12 protein-coding genes are annotated in these 12116 nt (G+C 72.7%); 1 reads left to right on the top strand and 11 read right to left on the bottom strand.

Features of this window, described 5'->3' with window-relative positions; genetic code table 11:
* Positions 1-81 precede the first annotated feature (81 nt).
* Positions 82-1647, top strand: a complete 1566-nt coding sequence (locus KAG51_RS12990; protein ID WP_290584266.1) for an AMP-binding protein — start codon at positions 82-84, stop codon at positions 1645-1647.
* Here KAG51_RS12990 and KAG51_RS12985 read toward each other — a convergent pair.
* The 11 genes from KAG51_RS12985 to KAG51_RS12935 all read right to left on the bottom strand — a co-directional run bounded on the left by KAG51_RS12985 (position 1589) and on the right by KAG51_RS12935 (position 12097).
* Positions 1589-2413: an acyl-CoA thioesterase domain-containing protein gene (locus KAG51_RS12985; RefSeq protein WP_290584265.1), complete on the bottom strand. Its 825-nt coding sequence runs from the start codon at positions 2411-2413 to the stop codon at positions 1589-1591. The genes KAG51_RS12990 and KAG51_RS12985 overlap by 59 nt on opposite strands.
* Positions 2406-3503 carry a Gfo/Idh/MocA family oxidoreductase gene (locus tag KAG51_RS12980; RefSeq protein WP_290584264.1) on the bottom strand — a complete coding sequence of 366 codons (1098 nt, stop codon included), beginning with the start codon at positions 3501-3503 and terminating at the stop codon, positions 2406-2408. The genes KAG51_RS12985 and KAG51_RS12980 overlap by 8 nt, the downstream gene beginning before the upstream one ends.
* Positions 3500-3892: an OB-fold domain-containing protein gene (locus KAG51_RS12975; RefSeq protein WP_290584263.1), complete on the bottom strand. Its 393-nt coding sequence runs from the start codon at positions 3890-3892 to the stop codon at positions 3500-3502. Before KAG51_RS12975 ends, KAG51_RS12980 begins: the two co-directional genes overlap by 4 nt.
* 13 nt (positions 3893-3905) lie before the next feature.
* Positions 3906-5045, bottom strand: a complete 1140-nt coding sequence (locus tag KAG51_RS12970) for a thiolase family protein (protein WP_290584262.1) — start codon at positions 5043-5045, stop codon at positions 3906-3908.
* A gap of 23 nt (positions 5046-5068) precedes the next feature.
* Complete coding sequence (locus KAG51_RS12965) at positions 5069-6247, bottom strand: acyl-CoA dehydrogenase family protein (protein WP_290584261.1); 1179 nt, start codon at positions 6245-6247, stop codon at positions 5069-5071.
* Positions 6244-7017 (bottom strand): enoyl-CoA hydratase/isomerase family protein, encoded by a 774-nt coding sequence (locus KAG51_RS12960; RefSeq protein WP_290584260.1) that lies wholly within the window; start codon positions 7015-7017, stop codon positions 6244-6246. Before KAG51_RS12960 ends, KAG51_RS12965 begins: the two co-directional genes overlap by 4 nt.
* The gene (locus KAG51_RS12955) at positions 7010-7900 is read right to left on the bottom strand and encodes a GTP-binding protein (protein ID WP_290584259.1); all 891 of its coding nucleotides are present in this window, start codon (positions 7898-7900) and stop codon (positions 7010-7012) included. Before KAG51_RS12955 ends, KAG51_RS12960 begins: the two co-directional genes overlap by 8 nt.
* Positions 7897-8289: a cobalamin B12-binding domain-containing protein gene (locus tag KAG51_RS12950; protein WP_290584258.1), complete on the bottom strand. Its 393-nt coding sequence runs from the start codon at positions 8287-8289 to the stop codon at positions 7897-7899. The genes KAG51_RS12955 and KAG51_RS12950 overlap by 4 nt, the downstream gene beginning before the upstream one ends.
* Position 8290: 1 nt before the next feature.
* Positions 8291-9901 carry a methylmalonyl-CoA mutase family protein gene (locus tag KAG51_RS12945; protein WP_290584257.1) on the bottom strand — a complete coding sequence of 537 codons (1611 nt, stop codon included), beginning with the start codon at positions 9899-9901 and terminating at the stop codon, positions 8291-8293.
* An 87-nt stretch (positions 9902-9988) separates the two neighbouring features.
* Positions 9989-11089, bottom strand: a complete 1101-nt coding sequence (locus KAG51_RS12940) for an acyl-CoA dehydrogenase family protein (protein WP_290584256.1) — start codon at positions 11087-11089, stop codon at positions 9989-9991.
* Between the two features lie 78 nt (positions 11090-11167).
* Positions 11168-12097, bottom strand: a complete 930-nt coding sequence (locus tag KAG51_RS12935; RefSeq protein ID WP_290584255.1) for an SMP-30/gluconolactonase/LRE family protein — start codon at positions 12095-12097, stop codon at positions 11168-11170.
* Positions 12098-12116 lie beyond the last annotated feature (19 nt).

The raw sequence follows: 12116 nt of genomic DNA, 5'->3' as shown, positions 1-12116 counted from the left end.
CGCCTCACAATAGACAAGCGTTTGTTTGTCGTGGCAGCATCACGGGCAGCACGCTGCCGATCGGACCCGAAGGGGACATGGATGACCAGGACCAACGCCAACATCGCCGGGGCCGTCTGGGACGCCGCGGCGCGCACGCCCGACCGCGTGGCCCTGCGCGACCTCTCGGCGGGACGCGACCTGACCTACACCGCGCTGCGCGACGCCGCCGGTGCCTTCGCGGCCGGGCTCGCCGAGGACGGCGTCCGGCCCGGCGACCGGGTCGCGCTGCTGCTGCACAACTCGTGCGAGTACGTCGTCGCGTTCGTCGGTGCGCTCGCCGCGGGAGCCGTCGTGGTGCCCCTGAACACCCGCCTCACGGTGGCCGACTTCGACCACATGCTCACCGACTCCGGAGCCACGCTGCTCGTCACCGAGACGTCGTTCCTGGCCGACCTCCGGGCGCGGACGACGATAGACCTGCCGCGCCTCGTCGACGTGACGGGGCGGACGGACGGCGTGCCCAGCCTCGAGGACGTCTCACGCGCGTCGGACCTCACGCCGCACCACGCGGACGCCGCGGACGTCTGCAGCCTGATGTACACGAGCGGCACGACGGGTGCCCCGAAGGCCGTGATGCTGAGCCACGGCGCCTGGAGCAGCGTCAGCGACACCGCGAGCGACCTCCTCGGCTTCCCGGACGGCGTCGCGGTGATGCACCCCGCCCCGCTCACGCACGGCGCGGGCTTCCTGTTCCTGCCGACCGTCCGCAGCGGCGGGGTGAACCTGCTGGTCCGGGGGTACGACGCCGCTCAGACCGCCGAGCTGCTGCGCCGCGGAGAGGCCCACGGCCTGTTCCTCGTGCCCTCGATGATCCGCATGCTCCTCGACGTGCTGCCGGACGACTGGAGCCCGCACCCGGACTTCCGCTGGCTGTACTACGCCGGGTCGCCGATCGACGCGCCGACGTTCCTCGAGGCGACGCGCCGGTTCGACGCCCGTCTCGTGCAGTCGTTCGCCCAGATGGAGGCCCCCATGTTCTTGACCTCGCTGGGGTCCGCGGAGCACCGACGGGCCGCGGAGCTGGACGACCCGACGCTGGCCCGGTCGGCCGGGCGGCTCATCCCAGGACGCGAGATCCGCGTCGTCGACGACCACGGCGCCGACGTCCCGACCGGCGAGGTCGGGGAGGTCTGGGGCCGGGCACCTCAGGTCATGCTCGGGTACTGGAACCGCCCCGAGGCCACCGCCTCGACCCTGGACCAGGGCTGGCTGCACACCGGCGACATGGGCCGGGTCGACGAGGCCGGCCACCTGTACCTCGTCGACCGCGTCAAGGACATGATCGTGACCGGCGGCTCGAACGTGTACGCACGCGAGGTGGAGGAGGTCCTGGTCGACGCACCCGGCGTCGGTCAGGCCGCGGTCGTCGGGCTCCCCCACCGGGTCTGGGGCGAGGAGGTCACGGCCGTCGTGGTCCTGGCCGACGGGGCCCGGGCCGACGAGGACGAGGTGCTGGCGTTCTGCCGGGCACGGCTCGCGGGCTACAAGGCGCCGAAGCGGGTCGTGTGGGTCGACGCACTGCCGAGGAACGCCTACGGCAAGGTCCTCAAGCGCCAGCTACGCGCGGACCTCCAGGGCCCGGACGGAACAGCGTCTCCTGCATGACCGAGGCCACGAGCCGCCCGTCGGCGTCCCGGATGCGCGCCGAGGTCAGCCCCCGTGCGCCGGTGTTGACCACGGGCTCGGCCTCGCACACCATCCACTCGTCGACCCGCGGGCGACGGTGGAACCACATCGCGTGGTCGAGGCTCGCGAGCTGCCGGTCGACCAGGCCGGCCGTGCCGAGACGTCGTGAGGCCCACACGAGCCCGGCGTCGGAGACGTAGGCGAGCAGGCACTCGTGGACGCGGGGATCGTCGTCGACCCGGTCGACGGTCCGGAACCAGTACGGGTGGCGCGGCCAGCCTCGCTCCGAGACGCCGTGCTCGGCCCGGATCTCGAACCCGGCCAGGGGCGAGACGACGCCGCTCGCCCGCCCGGCCGGAAGGGGCGGGAGCGGTCGGTCCGGGTGCGGGTCCCACTCGTCGCCTCGTTCGGGCCGATGGAACGAGACCATCGCCTGCAGGACCCGACTCGCGCCCTGCCAGGAGTCGACACCTCGCGTCGCGAACGACCGGCCGTCGCGCAGGGACGCGACCGCCAGCTCCACGGGGACGCCCACCTCGCCCCCCGCGAGGAAGGAGGCGTGGACCGAGTGGACGACCATCGCCTCGTCGACCGTCAGCCCCGCCGCCCGGACCGCCTGCGCGAGCGAGCGGCCGCCGTAGTGACGCGGGAGCCCGTCGTCGAAGAGTGGCTCGGACTCCCGATGGCGCTCGGGACTGATCGCCTGGAGCCGGGCCACGCGGCTCAGCGCGGCGGGGTCAGGCACCGGTGTCGGCCCACCGGATCGCGGCGAAACGCTCGTGCAGTGCGACCGCCCGGTCGAACCCCGGCACCGCCGTGCCGCCGGATCGGACCGCCGCAGCGACCTCGGTCCACGCCGCCACGAGCGGCACCACGACCGGGTCGTCACCGGGTGCACCCGCGACGAGGTCGCCCCACGAGCGGGTCTCGGTCGACCCACCCGTGCGGAGCTCGAGGCTCGTCCGCGTCATCTCCGGGAGGGCCAGGTCACCCACGATCGTCAGGCTTCCGGCGGACCCTCGGACCTCCCAGCGAAGGCCCGGCAGCCCGTCGGACGGGACCCCGGGACGCAGGTGCACCGACACCACCGCGGTGCCGGCGAGGCCGGTGACGGCCAGGTGGTCGGGGCTCGTCGAGCCGACGTGCCCACCGGACTGGCGCAGCTGCACGTCCGGGTGCTGCGTGCTCCGCACCCCGCTCGCGACGGTCCACGGGCCGACGACCTCGTCGAGCGCGTCGACCACGTGCGCCAGGGCGATGGTGCCCAGGTGCGCGCCGTTCGCAGGGTCGAGCTGGTAGGCACCCCGGTCGTCCTGGGTCGGTGAGCCGACCAGGCCGTGCCCCGTGACCTGGACGTCGAGCACACGGCCGAGGGCGCCTGCGGCGACGAGCCGCCGCGCCTCCGCGACCCCGGGCGCCCAGCGCGACTGGAGCCCGACGAACGTCTGCACCTGCGCGGTCCGCGCGGCCGTCAGCAGCTCCTGCGCCTCCTCGGCGTCGCGTGCCAGCGGCCACTCGCAGTACACGTGCTTGCCGGCCTCGATCGCCCTGAGGACGAGGTCACGGTGCTCCGGGACCTTGACCGACACGACCACGACCTCCACGTCGGGGTCGTGCACCAACGAGCGGGCGTCCGGGTGCCACCGCCCGATCCCGTGCGCCTGCGCGGCCGCCTGGGCCGAGGCGGGCGAGGAGCTCGCGCAGGCCACGACCCGGACCTGCGGCACGAGGCGCGTCGCCGGGACGTGCGAGCGGGCCGCCCACCCCGAGGTCGCACCCAGTCCGACGATCCCGAGTCGCACGGGCTCGGCCCGGCTCCCGGGCCGGGCCGTCACGAGGATCGCCGGGACCGGAACGCGTACTCGATCGAGTCGCCGACCAGACGGGCGACGGTCTCGACCTGGTCGCCGATCGCGACCTCACCGACCTCGGCGTCCTCGACCACCCCCAGCACGGCGACCCCTTCGGGGAACGACGCGAGCGCCACCGGGTAGGGCGCATCGATCAACGAGCCAGGCGGCTGGTGGAGCACGGCGGAGTGCCCGATGACCTCGGCCGTCGGGGACAACGGCCCGGTGGTGGGCTCCTGGTCGCACGTCGGACAGTAGGTCCGGGCCGGGAACTCCCACCTGTCGCAGTCGCGACAGAACGAGGCGTTCAGCCGCACGGCGCTGCCCGGCGAGAGCAGGTCGCCCCCGGCGTGGATCGTCCCGGATCGGTTCATCGTCGCTCCCTCGTCAGTCACGGCTCATCACCACGACACTGGCGTTGTGTCCGGCACCCAGGACGTGTCCGGCTCCGACGCGGGCGCCCTCGACCTGGCGCGACCCGCACCGTCCGCGCAGCTGCTGCACGATCTCGTGCACCTGGCCCAGACCCGAGGCGCCGAGCGGCTCACCCTTGGACAGCAGACCACCGGACGGGTTGACCGGGATGCGGCCGCCGATCGTCGTGGCCCCCGAGCGCAGGAGGGCCGCCTCCTCGCCCGGCTTGCACAGGCCGAGGTCGCGGTAGGCCCAGAGCTCCGAGCCCGCGTCGGTGTCCTGGCACTCGACCAGGTCGAGCTCGTCCGGGCCGATGCCGGCGCGCTCGTAGGCCAGGGTTGCGGCACGCGCCGTGAGGCTCGTCATCCGCGCGCTCTGACGGGACACCGCCGGCACGAACCAGTCGTCGGCCGACCGCGAGACCGTCGCGACCGAACGGAGCCGCACGGTCGCGTCCAGGCCGCGCTCGCGCGCGAACTTCCGGCTCACGAGGACCGCAGCGGCTGCGCCCTCGTTCGGCGCACACAGCATCAACAGGTTGAGCGGCGGACAGACCGCACGGCTCTCGAGCACCTGCTCGCGCGTGACCTCGCTGCGGAACATCGCGTCGGGGTTGTCGACGGCGTGTCGGTGGTTCTTGACGCTGACGTCGGCCAGGTCCTCGATCGTCGCGTCCGTCGTCTCGATGAGCTCCTGGGCGGCGAGCGCGAAGTACAGCGGCGTGATGCCCAGACCGCTCTCGATCTGCCACCCCTCGAACCCCGCACCGGCGATGAAGCCCTTGGGCGCCTTCTCGACACCGAGGCAGAGGATCGCGTCGTGGACGCCCGCCTCGATGAGCTCGGCCGCCATCGTCAGCGTGCCGGCGCTCGAGGCGCACGCGGCCTCGACGTTGAAGACCGGGACGCCGGGGCGACCGACCAGCTCGAGCACGTTCTGTCCCTTGGCCATCTCGGCCCCGACGTTGGCGACCAGCACCATGTCGAGGTCACCGAGGCAGATCCCGGCGTCGGCCAGGGCGCCGCGTGCCGCGACCGCCCCGATCTCGCGATACCCGGTGTCGAAGCGCCCGAAGGGATGGATGCCGACACCGGCGATGACTACGTCGTCCATGTTCCACGTCCTGTCGTCATGGTCTACCGGGGGAGCCCGAGGACCCGTTCCCCGATGATGTTCTTCTGGATCTCGACGGTTCCGCCGTAGATCGTCTCGGCCCGGCTGTTGAGCCAGACCCGTCGGTGCTCGGCCACGAGCGGGTCGTCCGGCTCGTCCAGCGCACGCTGACCGAGCACCTCCATCAGGAGCTCGCCGAAGTCCCGGTGCCACGTGCCCCAGAAGAGCTTGACGAGCGACGACTCCGGGCCCGGATGACGGCCTTCGAGGACGGCTCCGAGCACGCGGTCGGTGTGCTGGCGCAGTACCCGGTACTCCTGCCACGACCGGACGACCCGGTCGAGCGTCACGGGATCGACGTCGCCCCGGCGCGACCGCAGGTGCTCCAGCAGGTCGTCCATCTGGCGCTCGAACGAGGCCAGGAACGGCAGCACCGTGGTGCCCCCGCGCTCGTTGCCGAGAGTGGCCATGACGATCTTCCAGCCCTGGTTGACCTCGCCCACGACCAGGTCCGCGGCGGTCTCCGCACCGGTGAAGAACACCTCGCAGAACTCCGCCCCGCCGGCGATGTTGCGAATCGTGCGCACCTCGACGCCCGGCTGGTGGCGCGGGACGAGCAGCATCGAGATCCCCCGGTGCTGCGGCCCCTCCTTGGACGTGCGGCACAGGACGTACAACCAGTCGGCGTGGTCGCCGAACGTCATCCAGATCTTCTGGCCGTCGATGATCCACCGATCGCCCTCGAGACGCGCGGAGGTCCGCAGGCTCGCGAGGTCCGACCCCGCACCGGGCTCGCTGAAGCCCTGGCCCCAGAACTCCTCCGCGGCGACGATCGGGGGGATGAACCGATCCTTCTGGGCCTGCGTGCCGAACGCCATGAGCGTCGGTCCGAACAGGTCGCGCCCCTGGGAGCCGACCCAGTACGGCGCGCCGGCCCGCGCGTGCTCGATGTGGAACAGGAGCTCGTGCCGGATCGACCCGCCCCGCCCCCCGTACTCCTGCGGCCAGGAGATGTTGAGCCACCGGTCCCGGGCCAGGAGGCGTTCCCACTCCAGCCGGAGCTCCCACCGGCTGTCGTCGGCGATGCCGCCGACACCGCGGGCCGCGGCGAACTCTCCCACCAGGTGGTCGGAGAGCCAGTCGCGCAGCTCTTCCAGGAACAGGGCGTCGACCGCCTGCTCGTCGATCACGCTGCTGCTCATGCGGGGGCCTTCCAGGGTCGGCGGGCGGCGTACTGCGGGTCACGACCGGCGGCGCGCGCCGCCGCGGACTCGGCCGGATCGGGTCCGTCGAGGATGTGGTCGCGCCAGGCGATCGCAGTGTCGACGTCCAGGACGTCGGTGGGCCGGATCATCGCGGCCATGTAGGTCACGCTGGTCGGGGCGCCGGCCACGATCGCGCGACACGTCTCGTCGACCAGGGCGTCGAGCTCCTCCGGGGTCGCGATGCCGTCCGCGAAGCCGGCGACCGACTCGATCGGGACGACCTCACCCGTCAGCAGGACGCGACGCAGCGCCGGAACCATCTGCACCATGCGGCGCAGGCCGACCGGGTGGTACGCCACGCCGATCCGGGTGGCCGGGAGCCCGATGCGGCTGCCGGTCCGCGCGATCCGCAGGTCGCACGACGCTGCCAGGTCGAGCCCGGCACCCACGGCGTGCCCGTCGAGCACCGCGACGGTCGGGACCGGCGAGGTCCGCAACGCCGTCAGGAGGCTCTGCAGCTCGACGTCCCGCACCCCCGTCGTGACGCCGCTGAGGTCGAAGCCGCCGCAGAACACCCGTCCGCCCGCACCGCGCAGCTGGACGACCCGCACGTCGGGATCGGCCTGCAGCGCGCGCAGGGCCTGCTCGATCGCGACCGCGGTCTCCGGGAGCAGGGCGTTCGCCGCAGCACGCCGGTCGAACACGATGCGGGCCACGTGCCGGCCCACGGCCTCGGTGACGACGTCGGGGGACGAGTGCTCAGGCATGGCGAGCCCCCTCCAGCAGGTGGCGGATCGCCGCGGACCGGTCACCCGCGCGGGCGAGGTCGATCACGGCCGACCGCAGCGTGGCGTCGGCGAGCGACGCCCGGAGCGCGACGGAGGCGTCGTTCAGCACCGCCGACACCAGGGCGGCGTCCCGACGGCTGGCATCGCCGTCGCCCACCTCACGGGTCCGGTCGTCCAGGTCCTCGAGTCCCGTGCCGTCCGCCGCCGAGACCAGGACGATCGAGCCCTGACCCCGACCCCGCCACTGCGAGCGCAGCATCGTGCGCAGCGTCGAGGCGCCGGGACGATCGGCCTTGTTGATCGCGATGACGTCGACCATCTCGAGGATGCCGGCCTTGAGGGCCTGGATGTCGTCCCCGGACTCCGGGCTGACGACGAGGACGACGTGGTCCGCGCACGCGACGACGTCGACGTCGTTCTGGCCGCCGCCGACGGGCTCGATGAAGACGCGGTCCCAGCCGAGGGCCAGGGCCGTCTCGACCGCCGCCGGGATCGCGGCGGACAGACCGCCCGGGTGCCCCCGGCTCGCGAAGCTGCGGACGAAGACACCCGGGTCCGTCGCGTGCTCCGCCAGCCTGATCCGGTCGCCGAGCAGGGCGCCACCGGTCATGGGACTCGACGGGTCGACCGCCAGGACCACGACCCGCTCCCCGCGGTCCCGAGCCCGTCGGACGAGCGCCGAGATGAGCGAGCTCTTGCCGACCCCGGGCGGGCCCACGAGGCCCAGGATCGCGTCGCTCGGGCGCGGGGCGGCTCGCAGACCGGCTCCGCCACGCTCAACGTCGCTCAGTGCTCCGGCGAGCTCGCGCATGCGGACCAGGCCCTCGGCCACGGCGGCGTCCTCGACAGGCACGGGCGTCACGACGTCGCGGTCGGCAGGGCGGCGAACCAGCCGATGATCTCCTCGTAGGAGGTCCCGGTCGGGAAGACCGCCGCAGCGCCGAGGCCCGTGAGCAACGCGACGTCGCGCAGCGGGATGTTGCCGCCCACGATGACCGGGCGCTCCCCGAGGCCGGCCTCGCGGAGCTGCTCGATGACGTCGCGCGAGAGGTCGACGTGGGCGCCCGAGAGCATGCTGAGCCCGATCACGTCGACGTCCTCCTGCACCGCCGCCAGCGCGATCTTCTGCGGGGTCTGGTGCAGGCCGGTGTAGATGACCTCGCACCCGGCGTCGCGCAGGATCGTCGCCAGGACCTTGATGCCCTTGTCGTGGCCGTCGAGACCCGGCTTGGCCAGCAGCACACGTGTCATGTCAGATCCCCACCGGTGCGTCGAAGTCGCCGAAGACGTCGCCGAGCGCGCCACACATCTCGCCCGTCGTGGCGCCGGCCTTCGCCGCCTCCACGAGGAGCTCCATGACGTTGGTGTCGCCCTCGGCCGCGGTCGTCAGCGCCGCGAGCGCCGCCGTGACCGCCTGGGAGTCGCGGGTCGCGCGGTGCTCCTGGAGCCGCTTGATCTGCAGGTCGACCGCGCCGGGGTCGAACTCGTGGACCGTGATCTCGCCGTCACCCCCCATGCCGCGCTGGCCGCTGCCCAGGCCGACCCGGATCTCGCTGCCGTCGGCGACGCGTTCCTCCCAGACCCGCGCCTCCTGGCTGATCGCGGCCTGCATGCGACCGTCGGAGATCCACTCGATCGACCCGCCCGTCGAGGTGACCTCCTCGATGATCGCGCGCAGCTGGGCAGCGATCTTCTCGGTGAGGTCCTCCACGAAGTACGACCCTGCGAACGGATCGGCCGTGTAGCGCACGCCCGACTCGTAGGCGACGATGTGCTGCACACGCAGCGCGTTGAGGATCGCGGCCTCGGTCGGGATCTCGTAGGCCTCGTCGTAGCACGGGACCTGCATCGACTGCACGCCGCCGCAGGCACCCGCGAAGGCGTTCAGCGCCATGCGCGCCACGTTGTTGATCGGCTCCTCCGACGTCATCGCGTCGATGTCCCCGCCGCTGTGGACGCGGAACATCATGGAGCGCTCCTTCTGGGCGCCGAACCGGTCGCGGGCGATCTCGGCCCACACCGTGCGGCACGCCCGGAACCGGGCGACGGTCTCGAAGACGTCCTTGTAGGAGGAGGTCAGGAACGACAGGTTCGGCGCGAAGTCGTCGATGTCGATGCCGCGCGCGATGACGGACTCGCAGTAGGCGATCGCGTTCGAGAGCATGAAGCCGTCCGACATGACCGGCGTCGCGCCGGCCGATCGCATGTGGGCCGCGGAGATGCTGATGGCGTTCCACTTAGGCACGCTGCGCATGCAGAACTCGATGACGTCGGTCGCGAGACGCACGCTGGCGGCCGGTGGGTACAGGTAGGCGCCGCGGGCGACGAACTCCTTCAGGAGGTCGTTCTGCACGGTCCCGGCCAGCTGGTCGCGGGGGATGCCGCGGCGGTCGGCCATCGCGACGTAGTACGCCAGGATGACGGGCGCGGTGCCGTTGATCGTGAAGGACGACGAGATGCGCTCGATCGGGATCCCGTCGTAGACGGCCTCCATGTCGGCCAGGCGGTCGATCGCGACGCCGAGTCGACCGACCTCGTAGTTGGCCCGCGGGTCGTCGGAGTCGAGCCCCATCTGGGTCGGCAGGTCGAGGGCGATGCTCAGGCCCGACTGCCCGTTCTCGACCATGTACTTGAGCAGTCCGTTGGTGTCGCTGCCGCCGCCGTGACCCGCGTACTGGCGGAACGTCCACGGACGCGTGCGGTAGCCGTCCTCGCGGAATCCACGGGTGAACGGGAAGGCAGCCGGACCGGGGACCGGGGCGGGAGCGTCGGACGCCGTGTAGAGCGGTTCGACCGCGATGCCGCTCTCGGTGTGCGTGACGCCGAACGTGTCGATGTCACCCCGGGATGTCCACACTGCCATCGATCGCCCTCGTTCCGTCCGACTGCCAACACTGACGTTGATTCCTACCTCGGCAGCGTCGCACGCCCGACCGAAGGCTGTCAACTGTTACGTTGACAGCGCCGGAAAGGCGGCCGAGGACCCGGTGTCGACCGGCCCCAGCCCGAGGTGTGCGGCCAGCTCGCGCCGCACGTCGACGCCCGCCCCGCCGAGCAGCCCGTTGACCCGGGCGCGCTTCAGGAACAGGTGCGCGGGGTGCTCCCACGTGAACCCGATGCCCCCCAGCACCTGGATCGTCTGGGCCGCCACGAGCTCGAAGGACCGCGAGCAGTAGTCGTGCGCGAGGGCCGCCGCGACCGCGAAGTCGGGAGCGGCCGGGTCGACCGCGGTCCGCGCCGCGGCGTCGGCCGTCGACACCGCAGTCTCGAGCGCGAGGAGCATCTCGGCGCACGCGTGCTTGACCGCCTGGAACGAGCCGATCGGCTTCCCGAACTGCTCGCGGGAGCCGGCGTGCTCGACCGCGACGTCGAGACAGACCCGCGCCGCACCGACCGAGTCCAGGGCCGATCCGAGACGCCGGACCGCGAGAGCCGTCCGGCGCAGCAGGCCGACCGGGTCGGGCACGACCACGTCAGGAAGCACCCGGTCGAGCTCCAGACGCACGGTGTCGCGCGTCGGGTCGATCGAAGTCGTGCTCCGTCGCGTGACACCGGGCGCGTCCACCGCGACGACCACCGCCTGCCGAGGCGAGGGCCATGTCAGGAGGTGCGTCGCGCCGGCACCGGCGACGACGGCCTCCGTCAAGAACGAGACCGCGGTCGTCGGGCCGACATCACCCACGTCACGCACGCCGAGGTCGACGGCGACGATCGCGGAGCCCGCGGCGACGGCCGGCAGGAGATCAGGCGCGACGTCGCGCAGGACGACGGCCGCAACGGCCGCGTCGACGAGCGGGAGCGGCGACAACGCTCGACCCGCCTCCTCGAGGACGACCGCCATCTCGGCCAGGCCGAGACCCAGGCCGCCGTGCGCCTCGTCGACGGCCACGGCCGTGACCCCGAGGTCGGTCGTGACGCGCCGCCAGAGCGGCCCCCAGTCGGCAGCGGGCCCCGTGTCGAGGCCCGACCTCTCGACCGCCGACTCCAGCGGCAGCTCCTTCGCGAACAGCTGCCGCGTCGTCTCGCGCAGCTCGTCCCTCACGTCGTCCACCTCTGGAACCTCCCGGCCACCGGAACCCGCCCACTGCGGATCGCCCCTCACGCTAAGGGCGGTCGGGACGCGAGTCAACTACAGTGTTGACGCACGGCGCAGGGCGTCGAGGAACCCGAACCGGTGCTCGGGCACACCCCGCTCACCCACGTCCGCGACGTAGACGTCCCCCGCCCCCGGCTCGGCGGCCAGGACCTCTGGCGAGGCGAACGCGCGTCCCGAGGTCAGGAACATCCGGTCACCCGACGCCCCACCGAACGCCACCATGGTCGGGTGGGTGACGGGCGCCCGGAGCACACGGTCGAGGCGCCCGTCCGGCGCGAACCTCAGGACGAGCCCGGCACCGTAGACCGCGATCCAGTAACCACCGCGGGCGTCGACCGCGGCACCGTCCGGCAGGGCCGTGCCACCCTCGGATCCCTCCACGGTGGCGAAGACACGGCGGTTGCTGGGCGTGCCGGTGTCGAGGTCGTAGTCGAACGCGACGATGCTCCGCGACATCGAGTCCGCGGCGTACATGACGTCGCCCTCGGGGCTGAAGGCCGTGCCGTTCGACACCGAGAACCCGTCCATGTGCGGGGTCAGGCCGGCGGCGTCAAGGCGCCAGAACCGGGCCGACCCGCGGGGCGCACCCGAACCCGGGATCCGGTTCGACCCGATCCAGAGCCGGCCCCGCGTGTCGCAGCGCCCGTCGTTGAAGCGGTGCTGCGCGCGGTCGTACGGAGCGTCGAGCAGGCGTCGCAGGGTCCCGTCGGCACGCAGCTCATGGATCCCGTCGACCAGCACGACGACCGCGGCTCCCCCGTCGGCCAGGGCGAAGGTCGCGACGTCGCTCGGCATCGCGACCGACGTCGGCACGGCGCCGGCCTCGGCCGACCACCGCACCGACGGTCCGACGACGTCGGACCACCAGAGGCGCTCGGCCGCGGCGTCCCAGACGGGGTTCTCGCCCACGCCGTCCTGCGACGCCGACCAGCGGTCCCACCGGGGCGCCTCAGTCGTCGCCACGTCGCACCCCCGCGCGAGC

Source organism: Aeromicrobium sp. (genome assembly GCF_023146395.1).
GTDB lineage: Bacteria > Actinomycetota > Actinomycetes > Propionibacteriales > Nocardioidaceae > Aeromicrobium.
Note: the sequence above shows the minus strand (reverse complement) of the source record. Positions and strands in the feature narration are given on the sequence as shown.